Annotated in this window: 18 protein-coding genes; 5 read left to right on the forward strand and 13 right to left on the reverse strand. The window is 43.7% G+C overall.

Going from position 1 to position 20,554, the window contains the following annotated elements:
• Nucleotides 1–38 precede the first annotated feature (38 nt).
• The 7 genes from hemG to AC0VYE_RS21930 all read right to left on the reverse strand — a co-directional run bounded on the left by hemG (nucleotide 39) and on the right by AC0VYE_RS21930 (nucleotide 8,080).
• A complete protein-coding gene (gene hemG / locus AC0VYE_RS21900; RefSeq protein ID WP_475442865.1) occupies nucleotides 39–1,505 on the reverse strand; it encodes a protoporphyrinogen oxidase in 1,467 nt (488 codons plus the stop codon).
• A 5-nt stretch (nucleotides 1,506–1,510) separates the two neighbouring features.
• A complete protein-coding gene (gene hemH / locus AC0VYE_RS21905) occupies nucleotides 1,511–2,464 on the reverse strand; it encodes a ferrochelatase (protein ID WP_475442866.1) in 954 nt (317 codons plus the stop codon).
• Nucleotides 2,457–3,527: a uroporphyrinogen decarboxylase gene (gene hemE, locus AC0VYE_RS21910; RefSeq protein ID WP_076266810.1), complete on the reverse strand. Its 1,071-nt coding sequence runs from the start codon at nucleotides 3,525–3,527 to the stop codon at nucleotides 2,457–2,459. Before hemE ends, hemH begins: the two co-directional genes overlap by 8 nt.
• A 211-nt stretch (nucleotides 3,528–3,738) precedes the next feature.
• A complete protein-coding gene (locus AC0VYE_RS21915) occupies nucleotides 3,739–4,428 on the reverse strand; it encodes a hypothetical protein (protein ID WP_076266809.1) in 690 nt (229 codons plus the stop codon).
• A gap of 2 nt (nucleotides 4,429–4,430) precedes the next feature.
• Nucleotides 4,431–5,033 (reverse strand): hypothetical protein, encoded by a 603-nt coding sequence (locus AC0VYE_RS21920; protein ID WP_475442867.1) that lies wholly within the window; start codon nucleotides 5,031–5,033, stop codon nucleotides 4,431–4,433.
• Nucleotides 5,030–6,073, reverse strand: a complete 1,044-nt coding sequence (pilM, locus tag AC0VYE_RS21925; RefSeq protein WP_475442868.1) for a type IV pilus biogenesis protein PilM — start codon at nucleotides 6,071–6,073, stop codon at nucleotides 5,030–5,032. The genes AC0VYE_RS21920 and pilM overlap by 4 nt, the downstream gene beginning before the upstream one ends.
• A gap of 33 nt (nucleotides 6,074–6,106) precedes the next feature.
• Nucleotides 6,107–8,080, reverse strand: a complete 1,974-nt coding sequence (locus AC0VYE_RS21930) for a hypothetical protein (RefSeq protein ID WP_475442869.1) — start codon at nucleotides 8,078–8,080, stop codon at nucleotides 6,107–6,109.
• A gap of 73 nt (nucleotides 8,081–8,153) precedes the next feature.
• On the opposite strand from AC0VYE_RS21930, the gene AC0VYE_RS21935 reads away from it, so the two are divergent.
• Nucleotides 8,154–8,609, forward strand: a complete 456-nt coding sequence (locus AC0VYE_RS21935) for a type IV pilus modification PilV family protein (protein WP_076266805.1) — start codon at nucleotides 8,154–8,156, stop codon at nucleotides 8,607–8,609.
• A gap of 21 nt (nucleotides 8,610–8,630) precedes the next feature.
• Nucleotides 8,631–9,137, forward strand: a complete 507-nt coding sequence (locus tag AC0VYE_RS21940; RefSeq protein ID WP_076266804.1) for a PilV family protein — start codon at nucleotides 8,631–8,633, stop codon at nucleotides 9,135–9,137.
• On the opposite strand, the gene AC0VYE_RS21945 is transcribed toward AC0VYE_RS21940, so the two are convergent.
• From AC0VYE_RS21945 to AC0VYE_RS21965, 5 genes are all read right to left on the reverse strand, one after another.
• The gene (locus tag AC0VYE_RS21945; RefSeq protein ID WP_475442870.1) at nucleotides 9,134–9,907 is read right to left on the reverse strand and encodes a prepilin peptidase; all 774 of its coding nucleotides are present in this window, start codon (nucleotides 9,905–9,907) and stop codon (nucleotides 9,134–9,136) included. The two genes, AC0VYE_RS21940 and AC0VYE_RS21945, sit on opposite strands and share 4 nt — an antisense overlap.
• Before the next feature lie 71 nt (nucleotides 9,908–9,978).
• Nucleotides 9,979–10,329 carry a prepilin-type N-terminal cleavage/methylation domain-containing protein gene (locus AC0VYE_RS21950; protein WP_475442871.1) on the reverse strand — a complete coding sequence of 117 codons (351 nt, stop codon included), beginning with the start codon at nucleotides 10,327–10,329 and terminating at the stop codon, nucleotides 9,979–9,981.
• Nucleotides 10,330–10,472: 143 nt separating this feature from the next.
• Nucleotides 10,473–11,684, reverse strand: coding sequence for a type II secretion system F family protein (locus tag AC0VYE_RS21955; RefSeq protein ID WP_475442872.1), 1,212 nt, complete (start codon nucleotides 11,682–11,684; stop codon nucleotides 10,473–10,475).
• A 33-nt stretch (nucleotides 11,685–11,717) separates the two neighbouring features.
• Nucleotides 11,718–12,755 (reverse strand): type IV pilus twitching motility protein PilT, encoded by a 1,038-nt coding sequence (locus tag AC0VYE_RS21960; protein ID WP_475442873.1) that lies wholly within the window; start codon nucleotides 12,753–12,755, stop codon nucleotides 11,718–11,720.
• Nucleotides 12,756–12,790: 35 nt separating this feature from the next.
• Nucleotides 12,791–14,458 (reverse strand): GspE/PulE family protein, encoded by a 1,668-nt coding sequence (locus AC0VYE_RS21965; protein WP_076266799.1) that lies wholly within the window; start codon nucleotides 14,456–14,458, stop codon nucleotides 12,791–12,793.
• Nucleotides 14,459–14,778: 320 nt separating this feature from the next.
• Between AC0VYE_RS21965 and AC0VYE_RS21970 the strand changes: the two genes are divergently transcribed.
• On the forward strand, nucleotides 14,779–16,002 hold the full coding sequence (locus AC0VYE_RS21970) for an MFS transporter (protein ID WP_076266798.1): 1,224 nt from the start codon (nucleotides 14,779–14,781) through the stop codon (nucleotides 16,000–16,002).
• Between the two features lie 482 nt (nucleotides 16,003–16,484).
• Here AC0VYE_RS21970 and AC0VYE_RS21975 read toward each other — a convergent pair whose 3' ends face one another.
• Nucleotides 16,485–17,117, reverse strand: coding sequence for an O-methyltransferase (locus AC0VYE_RS21975; RefSeq protein ID WP_475442874.1), 633 nt, complete (start codon nucleotides 17,115–17,117; stop codon nucleotides 16,485–16,487).
• A gap of 142 nt (nucleotides 17,118–17,259) precedes the next feature.
• On the opposite strand from AC0VYE_RS21975, the gene AC0VYE_RS21980 reads away from it, so the two are divergent.
• Nucleotides 17,260–18,402 carry a THUMP domain-containing class I SAM-dependent RNA methyltransferase gene (locus AC0VYE_RS21980; RefSeq protein ID WP_076266796.1) on the forward strand — a complete coding sequence of 381 codons (1,143 nt, stop codon included), beginning with the start codon at nucleotides 17,260–17,262 and terminating at the stop codon, nucleotides 18,400–18,402.
• 27 nt (nucleotides 18,403–18,429) lie between these two features.
• Nucleotides 18,430–20,463 carry an LTA synthase family protein gene (locus tag AC0VYE_RS21985; RefSeq protein ID WP_475442875.1) on the forward strand — a complete coding sequence of 678 codons (2,034 nt, stop codon included), beginning with the start codon at nucleotides 18,430–18,432 and terminating at the stop codon, nucleotides 20,461–20,463.
• Nucleotides 20,464–20,554 lie beyond the last annotated feature (91 nt).

Consider the following 20,554-nt stretch of genomic DNA (forward strand, 5'->3'; position numbering starts at 1 on the left):
AATGATCCACCTTCGCGGGGAGAACTATTATTGCGAGCTTACTTTAATAGTTCTTGAGCAGCTTCCTTGCCCTGTCTTATGCAGTCCGGAAGACCTACTCCATCGAATGCTGCACCCGTAATCCAAACTCCTGGCAGCTCTCGTTCGAAGCGTTCTCGCAGCTGTTTCATATTCTCAACATGACCCACCGGATATTGCGGCATGGAGCGCGGCAACCTCGTAATTTCAACAAACAAAGGCTCTGCCTTTATGCCCATTGTTTCTTCAATATCTCGCCGAACAGCCTTAATAAGCTCAGCATCCGGAAGTCTAACGCTTTCTTCATCACCCGACCGTCCTACATAGCAGCGAAGCAGCACCTTGTCATCCGGACTCGAATGCAGCCATTTATTTGATGTCCATGTGCAAGCAGTAATTTGCAAACCTTCTGAGCGAGGCACTACAAATCCCGATCCGTCAAAATCGAGCCCAAACGTCGCTTTATCAAATGCCAGTACAACGTTCGCAACGGATACATAATTAATAGCGCGCAGCTCATTAACTTCTGTCAAAGGCGCAAGCAGCTCTGCCGCGTTATATGCAGGTGCCGTCATCACGATTTGATCCGCCCACAGCGTCTCCCCGCTATCAAGGACAACCTCATATCGTGCTCCCTCTGACGCACTAGAAACAGCTTGATCGCTGCTTAATGCTAGATCCGCACATCGTTTAATTTCCACAACTTTTGTACTGAGTCGTCGCTGCATTTTGCTCAAAGCTTTATCTAGTGCGTTAACTAGCGAAGACAAACCACCCTTAAACGTCAAAAAAGTTCCACCCTTTGCGACGGCTGGAAGCGCTCCTGCAGCAGCACTCACTTTACGGTTATGCTGCATGCCGCGAATCAGGCTGCCATGCTTGCGCTCTGACGCGGCAAATTGCGGAAACGTAGCTTGCAGACTTAGCTTTTTCAAATCACCTGCATAAATACCTGCAAGCAGCGGCTCCGCGATGCGCCGCATCACTTGATTGCCCACTCGCCGTTCCAAAAAACCGCCAAGCGACTCATCGCTTTGCTCCTTGCGAACAGGCAGCACCAAATCCATCAGCGCCCGCAGCTTGCCGCCCCATGACAATAAGCCTGTTTTCACGAACGGCCCAATTTCAGTCGGTACCCCAAGCACGAGTCCCGCAGGCATCGGAAACAGCTTTCTTTGATGCAAAATATATGTTTTTTTCGCTCCTGGATTCGTTGTCGTAAGCTCGTCCGCTATGCCAAGCTCCTCCGCCAAATCAATGATGGCAAGCTTGCGCGCCAAAAAAGAATCCGGCCCTTTCTCGATGACGAACCCGTCACGCTGCAGCGTATTAATTTTTCCGCCTAAGGCAGGAGCCCCATCTACAATGGTTATCTCCAGTTCCCTGCCTTGCCGCTCCGCTTCCCGCTGCAAATAAAAAGCGGAGCTCAGTCCGCTGATCCCTCCGCCAATAATGACAATTCGATCAGGTTTTCCGATTCTCCGCATCTCATTCATTCCTTCCCTTGGCTGTCCAAAGCCTCGATGACCGATTCTGCCAATGTTTGCATATATAAAGGATCACGATTCAGCATCGCAATTCTATCCAAAGTCATATTAAGCTCTTTCGCAGCAGCTTGTGCTTCAATATCAAGATCGTACAACACTTCCAAATGATCCGAAACGAAGCCAACTGGAGCAACAAGTACCGCTTTTACGCCCTCTTCAGCGAGCACTGGCAATGTTTCCAAAATATCAGGGCCGAGCCAAGGGTCTCTGGTCCGTCCTGCGCTTTGCCAAGTAAACTGCCAATCCTTCACGTTAGCTGCTTTCGCAACCGCTTCGGAAGTTTCAAGCAGCTGCTGCTCATAAGGATCACCAAGCTCACGAATTTTTTCAGGCAAGCTATGCGCGCTAAAAAGCACCTTCACACGCTCTTCACCGTCTGTAGCAGCGTCCAAGCGTTCTAATCCAGCTACAACGCGATCCGTAAGCGCCTCAAGCAATTTCGGATGCATATGGTATTGCTTTACGAAAGTCATCGCGATACCTAGCTCTTTGGCCTTTTCTTCCGCACGCTTAATATAACTGCCCACACTCATCGTTGAAAAATGTGGCGCAAGTACGATACCGACCGCTTGTGTGATACCGTCCTTCGCCATTTGCTCAACACCGTCTTCAATATACGGTTTTGCGTGCTTCAAGCCCTGATAGCATGTGAATTTATTAGGAGCCAGCTGCTCTAGTTTGTCCTGCAAGCCGGCAACCTGACCGTTCGTATTTTCACGCAGTGGGAAAACCCCGCCAACAATCGCTTCATAACGACCCTTAAGTTCAGCAAGCAGCTCAGGAGTTGGTGCATTGCCGCGGCGAATATGCGTGTAATACGTTTCAACATCATCCATCGATTCCGGCGTTCCGTAGGACATTACAAGTACGCCTATTTGTTTCGCTTTATGCTCAGACATGACTAGTCTCCTTATGGCTGCGTGCAGCGATTGCCTTTTTAGAATACGATTGTACGAATGCAGTTAACTGAGCCAGCTTCTCGAGTGATGCTTCAGGGAACAAACCATGACCAAGGTTGAAAATAAATCCTGGCTCCTCTATTCCGCTATCAATGATCTCTTTCGCATAGGACTCAATCACGCTAATTGGCGCTGTCAAAATTGTAGGATCTAGATTGCCTTGCACGGCAAAGCCATGATCCAGTCGCAGGCGGCCTTCTGCAATCGAAACGCGCCAGTCGAGACCGATAACATCTGATTTGACATTTAATAGTTCCGGAAGCAGCTCTCCCGAGCTTACGCCTGGGAAGTAAATTTTCGGCTGCGGCAAGTCTGACAATTCTGCAAAAATGCGCTCAATCGTCGGCAAGACAAATTTCCGGAAATCCGCTGGCGTCAAAGCGCCTACCCAGCTGTCGAACAATTGAAAGGCTTTACCGCCTGCCGCGATATGCGCGCGCAAATAAGTGATGACCATGTCGCCAAGCTTACGCATCAATTCATGCCATAGCTCCGGCTCGCTGTACATCATTTCTTTCGTGCGCAAATAGTTTTTGGATGGCCTTCCTTCAATTAAGTAGCTGGCGATGGTGAATGGCGCACCAGCGAACGTAATTAACGGCACTTCCAGCTCACGGTCTAGTATCCGAATCGTCTCAATGACATGGCCTAGATCGCCTTCCACATCAATCGGCTTCAAGCGCTCAACATCAGCAGCCGAACGAATCGGGTTCGCAATTACGGGCCCAATATTAGCTACGATATCAAAATCAATTCCGATAGATGCTACTGGATTCATAATATCAGAATACAAAATAGCTGCATCGACACCCAGCTTACGAACCGGCATCATCGTTACTTCAGCCGCAAGCTCCGGCTGTTTGCATATTTCAAGCAAAGAATACTTCTCTTTTATTTTGCGATACTCAGGATCATATCGTCCCGCTTGTCGCATGTACCATACAGGTAATTGATCTACTTGTTCCTTCCGGCAAGCCCGTATGAAACGGTCGTTATAAGACATTCCCGTTCCCCATTTCTATGTATTTTCCTATGCTTCCATTATGCCCTTTTTCCGCAAACCTAACAACCGCCGACACTCCACTTCCTATGACAATAGTATGACAATCAGCAGCAGGTTGCATGAAGGATGTATGAAAAAAAGATGGCTTCATTAATAAGAGCTGTAGCACTCTAACTAATAAGCCATCTTGTACTTATGACATTCCTTTGAATTAGGCTGATTGCTCCTGAGTTTTCTCCGTATCACTGACTTTACGGAAAACGTCTGCATATTGAGGAAATATGTACGTTTGAATGTTCATTCGCAAGGAAAGAATCGGTTTATCTTTCTTAATAAACGGATGCGAATTTAAATCTGGATAATCCTTATTAACGGTTTCTTTAGTTAATTCCGTCAAGTTCCACTTTTGCAATGTAAACAGCCGTTCATGCTTCTGCATATTGTCGATATAAAGCAATAGACTAGGAAGATGACCAACGACAACCACTTCGAGGTTATTAGTAATCGTATTTGAGTTTGGCACCGCAGTCTCAGAGGTTTGTGGAGTATTTTCATCCTCATTCGATTGCTTAACATAAGCTAGCGGTGCCATAGAGAGCAACGCTAAATCTTGAAAAAAAATGAGGTTATCTGAGTCAGTTCTTCTTACAGGCACACGGTTCGTTAATTCTTCTATCTCTTTCTCTGATATCTTCTCGTCAGAATATTCGTTTCTCACACTTTGCAGCGTCAGTTTTTTTTGTACTAACACTTGTTTAACTTGCTTCAAGTTCTCTAGCTCGGGTAATAGGTAAACATACAAAGATACTGCGTTCACCAATACCAATATAGCAATCCCAATGATAAAATAAATCTGAAATTTAGTAAGCGACGGCTTGGCAACTTTTAATTTGATCTCCATATTTATTGAGCTCCTTTTTCCTTATTAAGCTCAATGACCAAGGTTAGCTTATAAACTTCTTTTCTTTTCATTTCTATGACGGTTTCGCCATTTGCACCTGAAGTAACAGCTTCCGCAGACGTTTGCTCGTCCACTTTCTTATAGAAAGAAGATAATACAACATCTTGAAGCTTATCATTATCCTCCAAGTCCTTCATATATTGAATCACCTCAGATGCATTTACAAAATCGAGCTCCATACTAATTTTCAGATCATCACTAGCGGATATCGTCACTATCTTTGTTGTCAAAGGCAAATTCCCAATAATGGCCGCCAAATACGATTTCCATTCCGTTCGATTAAGCTCTAAATGGGCAATCATTTGCTCAGCTTGTTTATATCCGTCCACCTTTACCTTCAAATCGCCGTTATTACGGATATTGTCGGCTTCCTGCTCCGATTGTAAGCTCTCCTGTTGAAATCTGCTAGCTTCCGCTTGCCAAGTCTTCGTATAGTACAGCTGCGCGCTTAACAAAATTAACATTAATAACAACATCAGCGGCAGCAGCTTTGGATTTTTGGAGTTTGATTTTTGCTTCACAGGCAATAAATTTATTGATTTCATGTTTCCTTCCCCCTCAAAGCTAAACCAAGCGGCACGGCATACATTGGAACACTCCAGCTGCTATCCTTTCCTGCTTCAGATATTAGATCCAAATTCAGCAACGCGACAGGCGGGGTTAGACTATCCTCCATTAAAGAAGCTAGCTTATCTAGTTGTAAAATATCACCAGAGACTATCACTCGGCTGAATGTACGTTCACTCTTATTTATATTGTAGTAGTAAAAATTCATTAACCGCTCTAGCTCTGCTATTAAATCCTGTGCAGCATTCATGAAAAATTGCTCAGGGTTTGAGTAGTTATCTAGCCAAAGATTTTGTTCAATGTCGTGTTCTGTGACTAACGATTTGAAGGATACCTCGACATTACGGGTAATTTTGAAATGTCCATCTTCTATAATAGTTATCTCACTGTTTAGTTCATTTACATTAACGATAATATTAATTCCTTCAACATCGATTTGCCCACATTCTACTAACCGCAGTAGGGAGAATGACTTGATCTCAATGCTGCAAGGAATTAATTTCAGTTGTTCAAAAATATCTACATAATCCTGCAATATGCTCGTTGATGCAGCCACCACCAACACCTCGCATAAATTCGCTTCTTCTGATGGTAGCACTGCCTGAACGTTAACAGCCTTCGGCAGCTTAATGAAATCGTAATAAGGATCGTCAAATGCCATACTCAAGTTATTTTTCACTTCGAACTGTACAAGCTTCTTAAGCTCAACATTTACGATATCCGGCAGCTTGAGACTTCTTACCATCACTCTTTGACTAGGAATGGCGAAATGAACGTATCGACTTCCAAAGCGCCTGGAGTCCAACACTATTTTCAATACAGCTTGCAGCTTTTCCTTATCCATGACCTTTCCATCGTCAACAACACCCACTGGCAGCTCTCTTGAGGAATAGTTCATTAATTGAACAGCCTTCTTGCCCTTTTGTTGAATCTCACAAACCTTAACATAGCTGTCTGTGATTTCAATACCAAGGGTTTGATGACCATTAGTTAGTTTTCTAAGTATGGACTGATTCATTTCTCATCCCCCTTACGGCAGTGCAAAATGTAGTTACTTAATGCAGATACGTTCTTGTATGTGTCCTTTAACAAGACCATCTAGATATGTAGAGGTTGCATACTCCGAATTAAACTTCGTTGTACCACCTACGTAAAAACCTTTGGTTTGATTACTATTCCAGTCCTTCTTTAAGTCACCAAAGGTAGCGTCTTTAAATACTAAAAGCATACCACCAACATCTAGGCTCCCATTTAGTCGCCATTCACCAAAGTTTAAATCTGCTTTAGAAATTAGATTTCCACCAATCTTTATAAACGCATCCGTTTGTATAGTATTATTAAAAACAATATTTCCTTTTGACACTAATGAGCCTTTAATATTGAATGCTTTCTCGATAGTACTATTAACAGTAAAATCTCCTTCCACAATTACATTGCCAAGAACATTAAAATCAAAAACTGTATTTGCTAGTAGCATATTCCCTTTTATATAGATAGAGCCGCCCACTTGAAAGTTTTTCTTAATGACATCATTAATGATTAAATTATGATTAGCAACGATATCTCCTGCGACGACAAAGCTATAAACTGTATTTTTAATTTGAAGGATTCCTTTCACCTTCAAGGACCCCCCAATGGAGAATAATCCTGTTACACCATCTCTTGACTCTGCAACAGGATTGGTGAAGAGCATCCCGCCTTGAACAACAATATCCTTTTTCACATCAAAGCTAGTAATACCGTTTGTTGCATTGATACTTCCTTTTACAACTATACCGCCATCGACATGCCATCTTAGAACGGTGCTCTTATACTCAATATCACCATTCACTATAATATCGCCTTTGACAAAAAAGTTTGTCAGTGTATTATTTACCACTAAATTACCATTCACAATTAGATCACCGTCAATAACAATCGTGCCATTCGTTCCCGTATCACCAATGACTACATTTCCTTTTACAAGAACATCTTGTTTAAAAGTGATCGTTTTGTCAGCAGCGAGTTCTCTAAATCTCAAATTCCCCCCGACACGTACGTCTCCTTGAAAAAGTATCTCTGCTTTGACGATATCCTTGAAGTACAAATCTCCATTTGCCACAACAGAATTCCCGTTACTATCGGAATCAATGACTACATCCTTTGTAATGATGGTGTTTGGCGATCCGCTTATATTTACATGTCCTGCATTGGTAATTGCTTGTCCTGAAACATATTTTGACAACTCACTTGATGTAACTTTACTATTTAATGCTGCAACCTCACTAAACCGTTTATCCAAGAACACGTTCTGGAATGCGTTTGAGATCACGTTAGAAGAATGATTGATATAATAGTCCGCTGTCGGAGCAAACCAATCTTTAAACTGAGTGTCCGTATAATCATTTAGAATATGCGACGTCGGCAACGCTTGACCCGTTGCAGGCAATATATAGCATGCTGCAAAAACTTTATTGTTTTTGTTATCCTTATTGTCTGTTGTATTGTGACTATTTTTCATAATGACCTTATTGCCAGTTGAAGGGACCGGCGGGGTTGGTGATGGTGTAGAGCCTGGAGTTGGCGTCGGCGTTGGTGTTGGCGTTGGAACAACGATGATTGGAGGAGAAGTAGGTTCATGAAGCGGAACTAAATTATACCTTAGCTCGCTTGCACGAACCTGATTTCCGTTTCCGTAACCTGCTTTAAAGACTACAGCAATCGGCTTATTATCGCTGTCATTCACAATATCCGCTTGGACGTTTAATTGGTGCATTCCATTGACAATCTGAACCAACCGTTCGATGTTTGGCAATGTATTGTTCGTTTCATCAATCTGTTTCATATCCTCATACATTCTAGCGAACACGCTCATACCTGAATGAGCATCTGTGAAAGACTTCTCTGAATTTGCGTTTGTTTTGGCTTGCAACAATCCAACACTCGTACTCATAGCAAGCGGAGCTATTACAATGGAAATCATTACGATAAATCCAAAAACAAGCATTAACGTTCCGCCTTTTTCGGACTGAAAAGATTTAATCATTGCCTTTTCCCCCTTAAACATATTATTCTATGAGTAAATCGATCCGACTACTTAACTTTAAAGGAGCTGCCCGATGCGTAATCAAAAAGGATTAACATTGATAGAAGTTTTGGGCTCCATCGTCTTATTAGGCATCGCAGTTCTAGGTATCACATTCATTTTGCAGCAAACCGCTTTAGATACCAAATCAAATGAAAAATCAGATGAAGCAGTTGTAGTGGCTAGAAATGTGATGGAAGAAATCAAAAACAAACTAAAAACGAACAGTGCACAAACTACTGTATATGGACAAGCAATCTCACTAGAGAATCTGCGGAATCTTGCCTCAACAACCATTTATTATCCGGATGCCATTGATCGGCGGTATGAACTGGACATTCAATCTCATACAGCTTCATTAGGAACAGTAGCTCTTACAGATACAGCAGTATCCGACTTAGACTCCATATTCCGCCGAGTTACCGTCAATTGTATCGAGGTCTCTTCTTCTAAAAAATTCGAATTAGAAGCGTATGTTGAATATAAATAATTTCGATTGAGGTGAACGGAAGTGCGATATTATTTAAAAAATGAAAAAGGTTTGACGCTTGTTGAAGTTACTGCCGTTCTTGTTCTTTCGGTCATTATTTTAGGCTTCTTAATTTACCTGCTAAACTATTCAAATATGAGTCTAAATCAAGTATCTGCTAGAGAGAAAACACTCCAACAACAAAGGGATATCATGAGCCAAGTTGTGAAAACCGTCCGTAAAGGCTATTCGCCAGTACCACTAGTGAGTAAAACTAGCCAGTTGCGACTCGTTAGTTCTGAAAATGATGAGGCAGTCGATTACACATATGATAGTTCTTCGAAATCACTTACAGTCTCGTATAAACCAATTGTTGCAAACATTGTATCCGCAACCCCAACTTCAAGCTTCAAATTCTCTGATAAGGTTGAAAGTATTCTATTTGATGCCAAAGACGGTCGAATAGAGATTACGCTTGAGATGAAGCTGCCCAACAATTCGATCAAAAAAACATCAACTGTTGTTTATACAACTCAACGAATCAGCTAGAATTTCAGCAAAGATAAATACCATCCGATCAAACCGTTCCCCCAATAATAAGCTGCTAACGCACCTGCAGTGATATAGGGTCCGAACGGTATCGTTTTGCCTCTGGACTGTGCCCCTGTTGCAATCAAAGCAAGCCCTCCGATTAATCCAAATAAACTGGCGAGAAACAAACTGAGCAAGGTGAGCTTAACGCCTAAGATCAAGCCAATGAACACATAAAGCTTGATGTCTCCGCCACCCATCGTTTCTTTCTTCAACACCTTATTTCCAATGATGCCTATGATTAACAACGCCCCGCTGCCAACAAAAGCAGCGATGCCATAATTCAATATCGAAAGCGGATGAACGAATAGTCGAATGCATACCGCGCCGATTACACCAATAGCTACCACTTTATTTGGAATAATCATATCGGTTAAATCTGTTTGTACGATGATAACTAAAATACTGATGAAAAATAGAACAGCGAACAGTTCAAGTTTCCAGCCTATGAAACAGGCTGCATGAGCAAACAGAACGGCCGTTATGAGATCGCCTACGGGGTATCGCCACACAATATTATTGTTACTTCCTCTGTTTTTGAGAGTCGAGATTAGCACAGATAGTAATGGTACAATAGCATACCATTTGGGAATTATTTTATTGTTAAGTTCGTATATAGGTGGATAAACAGGAACAAGCCGTTCATCCCATCGGATAGCAACAGCGTTAAGCACACCGCTAAGAAGCAGCCCAAAAAACGCGAATGCGATTATAGCTGGTGTAGTCATTATGACCCTTCTTTGCTTGAAAATTTTTTAGAAAGACAACCTTGGGAGGTTGCCTTTCTATACTACCTTAATTAGCCTAAGGTTACTGTCCATTTATTTCCGGAAAGCGTTGCTGTAAATTTAGTCTTTGCTTTACTTGTATCTCTCCAAGTAGGCATAGCATTTAGATATCCCTTAGCTACTAATTCTGTGTTAATATCCGCACCTGTAACAGTTGCGTTTTTCTCTTCATCAACCAAGTATCGCATTACTGTTTCGATAATCAGTTGGTCGGTCGCAGCATCTGCTTTTACTTTAGAATTGTTGATCGTATTCCCAATAGCTGGAATAGCAATCGCAGCAATAATCCCAACAATCACTAGCACCGCAAGCAACTCGATAAGTGTAAGACCCTTTTGATTCCGTTTCAATGCCATCAACATAAACATTCTCCTCTCAATTTTCAAAGCATATTTAAAACAATTAAAACCAAGAAACCAATACGACATTTAAGCAGCTCTGAGCAAGGGGTACATCTATGCTCAGAGTGGATAACGCTTATTCTCCGTAATTTGGAAACATCAATCTATAAATAGCTCTGCATCATCTTAAAAGTCGGCATCATGACCGCCATAACGATGACTCCTACCACACCCGTTAGCAGTACAATCATAAGCGGCTCTAAAAGCGACTTGAGACGGTCCGCCATCTGATCAACGTCTGACTCATAAAAATCTGCAACCTTATCCAGCATGTCCTCAGTTGAACCTGAACGCTCCCCGATAGCCATCATTTGAACAACCATTGGTGGAAAAAGCTTGGATTGTTTAATCGTTTCTGACATCGTTTCCCCACTTAGAACCTTTTCCCGAGTATCCGAAATCACCTTCCCCATTGCCTCATTTCCTACAACATTCGAGACGATAGACAAGCCTTGCATAATCGGAATAGCAGCAGCTATAAGTGAACTAAACGTTCTTGAGAAACGGGCAATTGCTTGCTTATGCCATAATGTGCCGAATACCGGTATTTTGAGAAGCAAGTAGTCCAACTTTTGTCTACCGGAAGCTGTGCGTCTAAAAAATTTCCATAATAAGCTCGGCACAAACATTGTAGCAATTACGATATACCAGAAGTTCTGCATAAATTCACTAACTGACATAACGATGCGCGTTGGCAATGGCAGCTCGATTCCCATTCCCGCAAAGCTTGTCACATACTGAGGAATAACAAAAAGCATCATGAAAATAACGACGAGAACCATCATTACGAGCATCACCGTCGGATAGACCATTGCTGACTTTACCTTTTCCCTTGTGTTGCGCTCTTTCTCGAAGAAAACAGCTAACCGATGCAGCATCGTATCCAGATTTCCGGCCACTTCACCTGCCTGAACCATGCTGACAAATATAGGCGAGAAAACGGTAGGGTATACGGACACTGATTCAGAGAACTGTTTGCCACCTCTCATTTCTTCAGCAATGGCTGCGAGAAGTTTGGATAAGGCTTTGCTATCGGTCTGTTCACTCAAAATTTGAACAGCCTCTGCCAAACTAACACCAGCTTGATACAAAGTCGCCAACTGCCTGCAAAAGACAGTAAACTGATCCATCTTGACTCGCGGCCCGCCAAACGATATATCCTTGTATAACGTCGTTTCATTCGTATCTAATATATCCGTGACCCACAAGCCCTTCTCGTTCAGAGCCTCGCGTGCACGTTGCATTGTATTCGCTTCAAGAATTCCAATTGACTTCTTGCCACTGGAAGTAATCGCTTTGTACCGATATTTCGGCATTTTACCCACTCCAATGAAACTCGAATATTAAACTTATAACTCACCGAATCCGAATAATGCTTCACGTGCAGCTTCTATTTTAACCTGCCCCTGCTGCACGAGTTCCCGCAGCGCATACTCCATAGTCTGCATACCTAGCGCCTTGCCAGTCTGCATAACAGAACGTATTTGATAAATCTTCTCAGATCGTATTAGATTTGAAACAGCGGGCGTATTGACAAGCACTTCAAAAGCAGCTGTTCTTCCATGTCCATCGGACTTAGGCAATAGACGTTGTGAGATGACGCCTAGTAAAACGGCTGCAAGCTGAATTCGAATTTGCGCCTGCATCGCAGGCGGGAAAACATCAATAATGCGATCTATCGTTTGCGGTGCGTCCGCAGTATGTAAGGTGCCAAATACGAGATGTCCGGTTTCTGCTGCACTAATTGCTGTACTTATCGTTTCTAAATCTCGCATCTCACCTACGAGTACAATATCTGGATCCTGTCTGAGCGCCGCCCGTAGACCATCAGAGAAGGACGGTGTATCCAGACCAACCTCACGCTGATTGACCATCGATTTCTTATGATCATATATAAACTCTATAGGGTCCTCAAGTGTTATAATATGAGCATTTTCCGTTCGGTTTAGATGGTCGATGATGGATGCTAACGTGGTAGATTTCCCGCTTCCCGTGGGTCCAGTTACTAGAAGTAAACCTTGTGGTTTCTTCGCAAATTCAGACGCCATCCGCGGCAGCCGCAGCTCCTCCATAGTAGGAATTCGGCTGGGCACTATTCGAATAGCTAGTCCAACGCTGCCTCGCTGCTTATACGCGTTTATTCTAAATCTGGCGAGTCCTGCTACTCCGTATGAAAAGTCAACGTCACCATTTTGTTGAAGCGCAATATACTGTTCTTCATTCATGAATTGCTTAGCGAGCTCGAGCGTATCAATCGGCTTTAGTAACTCATCATTTATGGGTATTAATTCTCCGTGAATTCGGAATATGATGGGAGAATTAACTGTGATGTGAATATCAGATGCTTGTTTGGAATGAGCTAAGCGAAGCATTTCCTCTGCCTGCATGTACAGCCCCCCTCCTGGCAATAACTAACTAGCCTTTATTCTCCAAGTCCTAACACACGAAAAACCTCAGTAACCGTTGTAAGCCCTTCTGCTGCTTTACTTAATCCATCCACCATGATTGGGATCATTCCTTGCTTGAGTGCATGTTCATAATACTCATTGTCAGATCGCTTAGAAATAATGAAGGAGCGAAGTTCATTATCTACAAGCAACACTTCATGAATGGCTAATCTGCCTTTATAGCCGGTGCGACCGCATTCTCCGCAGCCCGCGCCTTTGTATAGGTGATCCGTTCGAATGCCATAGCTTGTTATAAGTTCTAATTCCTTATCAATCGGCGTATATCTCTGCTTGCAATGCTTACAAATCCGTCTAACAAGCCGCTGTGCCACGATACAATTGACAGAAGACGAAATAAGAAAGGGCTCTACTCCCATATCTATTAATCTTGTAATTGAATTCACTGCGTTATTTGTATGTAATGTACTCAGAACCAGATGTCCAGTCATTGCGGCACGTACTGATATTTCTGCTGTCTCTGTGTCACGAATTTCTCCTAGCATTACGATGTTCGGGTCCTGCCGCAAAATAGCCCGTAATCCTCTCGCGAATGTCAAACCACTAGTAGAATTAACCTGAACCTGATTTACACCTTCAAGCTGATATTCTACCGGGTCCTCTACTGTAATGATGTTCACGTCTTCTTTGTTTAAATGGGCAAGCGCTGAATATAGTGTTGTAGACTTACCGCTTCCTGTCGGACCTGTTATAAGTACTACCCCATAAGCCATTTCAATGCTTTTGCGAAAGACCTGTTCATTACGCTCGGATAACGCTAGTTTTGAAATATCCGCCAATGAATTTCCAAGATCTAATACTCGAATAACAACCTTCTCACCATGAATCGTCGGCAAAGTCGAAACCCGGACATCAACCTTTCGAAAATCAATATCGAGCTCCACTCGTCCATCTTGCGGAAGACGTCGCTCAGCAACGTTCAAATTAGCCATAATCTTAATTCGGGCTACAATAATGCCATGCATATTAGGTGGGAGCGTTCGCTCCGTTCTCATCACACCATCCACACGATAACGTATGCGGAAGCTTCCGTCCTGCGGATCAAGATGAATATCACTTGCACCCAATTGCACAGCTTGTACAATAACTTGGTTGACGGTTTTCACGACAGGTGAATCCTCATCCGAAATCGCGTGATCTTCGTCTATATCTTTTAACTGCAAATTTTGACTGATCTGCTCGATTGTATCTTGCAGCCCATAATAACGGTTAATGGCACGTACAAGCTCATCTTTAGAAGCGATTACTGGCTCAATTCGAAGCCCCGTAGCAATACGTATTTCATCAATTGCGAAGTAATCTAGCGGATCAGCCATTGCTAGAATCAGCTTATTGCTTTCCATGCGAAGCGGCATGACACAATGCTGGTCTGCCAGCTTCTGAGAAATAAGTTGTATAATCTTAGGATCTATCTTCTGGCGATAGATTTGTACATGCGGTATGCCTAGCTGAAATTCCAACGCTTCAATAAACTGCTGTTGTGTTATGTAACCCTTTGAAATCAATACGTCGCCAAGCCTAGTCTTTAATTCCCGTTGCTGAATTAATGCCTGCTGCAGCTGTTCTTCGCTAATTACGCCAGACTCGACTAGCAAATCTCCTATTCGCTTACGAAAACCTGACATAACTCATCACCATCTATCGATAAATTTGTAGATATACTAAAGATATTCTCACAATTTGGAACTTGATTTAATTAAATCAAGTTCTAGCATGTCTGTCAATGACTTTAGAACTATATTTTCATCAAATATATAAGTATTTTAGCCTAGTAAAGTAGACAACTATTTTAACAGGGTCTTATGACCCATGAAAATCATCCCATTATAAATATAAACGTTTAATAAGAAGAAAAATTACTTAGTCAATATTTTTAAATCGTACATTTTAATCATTTTATTAGAAGCAATTTTTTCGAACCGATCACATATGTTATAATTTTCTTATGGAACAATGGAAAAAAAATCTGATCGTGTTGTGGTTCGGACAGTTTCTCGTTATGGCTGGGATGACGATGATCATACCGTTCCTGTCCCTCTATTTGCAATTTGATTTAGGTTTAACCGATAAGCATGAGATCGGCGTGTGGGCTGGGCTTATTTTTGCGGGCAACTTTGTGACGTCATTTATTTTTCAACCTATATGGGGAAAGATGGCTGACAGGTACGGTCGCAAAATGATGCTTCTCCGCTCTGGTTTCGGTATGTCTATCGTTATGGTATTGATGGGGTTTGCTACAACTCCATGGCACTTGCTGCTGCTTCGTATGGTGAATGGGACAATATCCGGCTTCAACCCTGCATCTATCGCATTAATTTCAGCAACAACGCCTAAAAACAAGATGGGCTTCGCGATGGGAACGATTCAATCAGGTGGCATTGCCGGAACGATACTTGGCCCATTTATTGGCGGCTTGCTCGCGGATTCTATTGGCTTTAGGCCGATCTTCTACCTGACAGGAGCCTTGCTGTTCGCAGCCTCGCTGCTTGCTCTATTTGTTGTAAAAGAACCGTTTGACCGCATGAAAGCAGCTGCTCGCGTGCAAGCCTCCGTCATCGAAGGTTTTCGGAAGTTAAGCGGCATTCCTCAGCTTACTGCGTTATTTGCCGTCACTTTTCTCATTCAATTCGCTATGATGAGCCCCATGACGCTTATTCCGCTTTATGTTCAGGAGCTTCACGGGACAACGGCCAACCTTGCTTTCTTGGCAGGCTTCGTCGGATCAGTCACCGGTCTCTCTAATCTCGTGTCCTCGCCGCTGCTCGGTAAGCTTAGTGACCGAATCGGCGCAGAACGTGTACTTGGAGTAGCGCTTGTTGGTTCGTCGCTCGCCTTTATTCCGCAAGCGATGGCAGGCACTGTATGGCAATTGCTCATTGCCCGCTTTTTTCTTGGCATCTTTCTCGGGGGGCTTATCCCAGCCGTAAACTCCCTTATTCGAAAATACACACCTGACGGCATGGAGAGCCGTTCCTACAGCTTCAACACCAGCACAATGAGTCTAGGCAACATGATTGGCCCGATCACGGGTGGTGCCCTCTCCGGTTGGATCGGCATTAAAGGTTTATTTCTTTTATCTGCGGTCATGCTCATGATTAACGCTGGATGGGTGTGGCAGTCGCTGCTTCGCAAGCGGCCACAGCCAAAAGAGCCGGTCAAGGACGGCTGATCGATTACATGGAGACAGCAAAGGGTCATGAAGGAGAATGTAAATTCCTTCATGACCCTTTTTTAGATTAATGTTGTACCCTCGTTGTACATGCACATAGGTTCTTAATGAGTTCAAACGATACGACACATGCGACATCTACGTATGAGCACACATATGTGCTTAAAGATTACTTCCAACGCCAAATAGAAGCTGTAAGAACACATAGGTTCTTACAACTGACAAATCGTCACTACTTTCACCCGATAAGCACACATATGCGCTTAAAGCCATCTCTAGGCACTCCCAACACGCCAGATAGAAGCTGTAAGCACACATAAGTTCTTACAGCTCACAAATCAACGTTACTCCTCCCCCATAAGCACACATATGCTCTTAAAACCTACTTCGAGTATTTCCAACAAACCTAACTCCCTCCACCTATCAAAAAAAAGCCTTGATCCCCTCCAGCATTTTACCGATGGGGGTCAGGGCTTGCTCTATTACTTCACAATCGCTATCGCTAATCCATCGTAGCCCGGCAATATCGTGCTCTGCAAACGATCGTCTGTTGCAATGATCTCATTAAAAGAGCGCACGGCACGAACTGCTGGACCTTCCTTGGCTGGATCAATCGTTCTTCCGCGCAGTAAAATATTATCGCCTACAATAATCGCTCCCGGATTAGCAAGCGCGATCGCATAGTCCAGATAGATGGGATATCCTTCTTTATCTGCATCGATAAAAAAGAAATCAAACTTCCTGTCAGCAGACTTCAGCTCCGCAAGGCTTTGCTTCGCATCACCGACCCTATACTCTACCTTATCTCCGAGTCCAGCTGCTTCCATATGAAGCTTGGCTAGATCAGCATAGTTTTGCAGCAGCTCAAGCGATACTAATTTACCGCCCTCTTGCAGGCCCCGTGCCAAGCATATGCCGCTATAGCCGCCTAGTGCTCCTATTTCAATAATATTTTGTGCTTTCGACAGCGATACAAGCATCGTTAACAGCCTGCCATACCCATCAGCAACTGATATATCCGGCATTCCATTAGCCGCTATACCTGCTTTTGTACGCTCAAGATCAGCATCTGCCACATAAAGCGAATCCACATATTGTTCATTTTGCAACGTCATTCTACTCTCTCCAATTTTACAATTTGTAAAAACAAGCTAGTTTGTCCTATACTTGATTGTATGTTTTTGTTCACGGGGTTACAAGCTTATGCTTTAGATATGAAGCTAAGGTCACCAAGAATTAATGAAAAGAGAGTGTAAAATGGAAAAGTTACAATTGATCGCAACTGCGCCAATGGGGCTTGAAGCGGTTGTTGCACGTGAATTGAAGGATCTAGGTTATACCGATCTTCAGGTAGAGAACGGACGCGTTAATTTCACAGGCGGTCCTATCGATATTTGCCGCACCAATCTTTGGCTGCGCACAGCAGGCAGAATTCTAATCAAAATGGGAGAATTCCCTGCTACCACCTTCGATGAATTGTTTGAGGGCACCAAAGCGCTTGATTGGCCGACATGGATTCCGAACGACGGTGAATTCCCTGTAAATGGCCGCTCGCAAAAATCTCAGCTGACAAGCGTACCTGCCTGCCAAAGCATCGTCAAAAAAGCGGTCGTTGATAAAATGTCTGCACGTTATGGTACCGAATGGTTTCCCGAAAACGGCGGACGTTATGTAATAGAAGTTACGCTAATGAATGACCGTGCCATGCTGACGCTGGACACTACAGGCGATGGCTTGCATAAACGTGGATACCGGAAAGTAGCTACCGAAGCTCCAATTAGGGAAACACTTGCCGCTGCTCTCGTTCAACTTAGCCGCTGGCGTCCTGATCGGCCGCTTTATGACCCATTTTGCGGTTCCGGTACGATATTGATTGAAGCAGCAATGATTGGCTGGAACATCGCACCTGGCCTTCGCAGAAGCTTTAACAGCGAAGGCTGGCCGCTTATTCCGAATGAGCTGTGGGATGAAGCTCGCGATGAAGCATTTGATTTGGTAAAAGATGATGTTCCACTTCAAATTGCAGGTTCTGATATTGATCCAGGAGCGATTGAAATCGCAGAAGCTGCGATTAAGAAAGCGGGTTTCGGCAAAGAAATCAAGCTTACTGTTCAACCTGTTGCCAAAGTGAAGCTTGAAGGCGATTACGGCGTTATTATTACGAACCCGCCATACGGCGAACGTCTCGGCGATGATGTACAAGCAGAGGCTGCGCTGCGTCAGTTCGGATTGACTGCGCTCCATTACCCAACTTGGTCGTATTTCTCGATTAGCCCATCAACGACAATCGAGCACTATTTCGGACGTCCTGCTGATAAGAAGCGGAAGCTGTTTAATGGACGTATCGAGTGTAATTACTTGCAATTTTTTGGCCCGCTTCCCCCTCGCGGAAATCGATAGTAACGAATGAGGAAGGATATTTTATAGATGTTATATAATAACCACTCGGCTTTACGCCGCTTGATGAGCAAGATTCTGATAGGGTTCGAGCGGCTGAAGGCTGTAGACTTGCTTTTATTTGTGGCTGTGATGATGGCGAAGGTTTATCTATTCAACGCCATTCTTGACGTACCCAAAATGAAAATGACCGATAAAGATGCCCTTATCGAGCTCGGAGCCATTTTATTGTTCAGCTTCTGGACTATATGGCTGCCTGCACGCGGACGGATCGTTGCACTTATCGTGTTGAACCTGATTGCATCCTTTGTTTTGTATGCCGATATTATTTATTATCGCTACTTTCAAGATCTGATCTCCGTTCCGGTATTGCTTCAGTTCAGTCAAGTGGACTCCCTAGGCGAGAGTATCGGCACACTTCTCCGAGCGACGGATTTTATCTTGTTCCTTGATTGGATTGTCATCATTCCCTTTGCGATCTACGCATTATGGCGAGGGCGGAGCGATCTTCGTCAAGCGAATGAGTATCGTCGCAAGCCTGCTGGCATGCAAAAGGCAATCGTCCGCATCGTTCTAAGCGCTGTCATTTTTGGCATCGGAACATCGCTTGTTTTCACAAACGTAAATGAAGCGAAGCGTACGTGGGGACAAGGTATTTTGGTCGGCAATTGGTGGAATCTGTCCATTTACAACATGACGGGTGCGCTTGGTTTTCATGGCTATGATGTGTATCGGTATGTCAAACAACACTGGCTGGATGCGGAGACGGTTACCGCTGAGCAGTATTCGGGTGCAAAAAACTGGATTCAAGAACGCGGCGACCAGCGGGAAACGCTTGAGCAGGATGCTTTATTTGGCGCATATAAAGACAGCAATGTCATTATGCTTCAGCTCGAAGCTTTCCAAAACTTCATGGTTAATAAATCAATCGGCGGTCAAGAAATTACCCCGAATTTAAACGATTTAATCGAGCAGAGCGCCTATTTCAGTCAATTCTATCAACAAACCGCTCAAGGCAGAACCTCGGATGCCGATTTCATGGCAAACTGCTCCATGCAGCCCGTCACGAACGGCTCGGTTTTCATCCAATATGCACCAAACGAATTCGATTGTATGTCCAGCACCTTAAAAGCAAACGATTATGGGACATCCGTCTTCCACTCTTATGAGGGTGGTTTTTGGAACCGAAATACGATGTACAAAAACATGCAATATGATCAGTTTTACAGCTTAAAGCATTTTCAACTAGATGAAAAAATCGGCTGGGCTCTCGGAGACAAGTCTTTCTTCCGACAATCCTTTGACGTCATTGCCGATCAGAAGCAGCCCTTTTACTCCTTTCTGATCACACTCTCCAGCCATTATCCGTTCACAATGCCGGAAGAGGAGCAAAAGCTTAACCTTGGCGAGCTGGATGGTACATTAATGGGGGATTATTTGCAATCCATTCATTATGTAGACGCCGCGCTCGGTGAGCTGGTTGATCGAATGAAAGCAGAAGGGCTCTGGGATCACACGATTCTCGTCATGTACGGGGATCACGACAACTCAATTAATGAATGGTCGTTGTTTGAGACTTTCCTTGGCAAACCGCTGAATGATTTAGAGCGTCAAATGATTGTGAAGCAGGTACCATTGCTCATTCATTTGCCAAAGAACGAGCATGCAGGAACGTATACGAATGTAGGCGGTCAGCTGGATGTAACGCCTACGATCATGCATCTGCTCGGCATCTCGACGGCTGATCAATATTTAATTGGCATGCCTCTGCTTATGGAGAATCCTCTCCTTGGCAAGAAGGTCGTGCAAAGAAACGGTGCCTTCACTGATGGTACTCTCTACTTTATGCCTTCAGCAGATGGCATCGCTGCGAACGGCGCATGCTGGAACATCCAAGACAATGCATCCATACCAGTCAGCGGCTGCATAAGTGCCTTTGAAGACTCGCGCACCGAGCTGAACATGTCGGATCAAATCGTCATGAACAATCTCATCGCTGACTTCAAGGAGCAAACCGCTACAGAAGCTCGCAGCAGCAATGGGCTTGAGACAGCTGGTCGTTAACGTCGCAGCTTGGTAAGCTATGAAAAAGCAAAAGAACCTTCAAATCCACATTCGATAGTGGATTTAAAGGTTCTTTTTTATTTTCGGTATA

It is taken from the genome of Pristimantibacillus sp. Z349TD_6 (assembly GCF_056173205.1).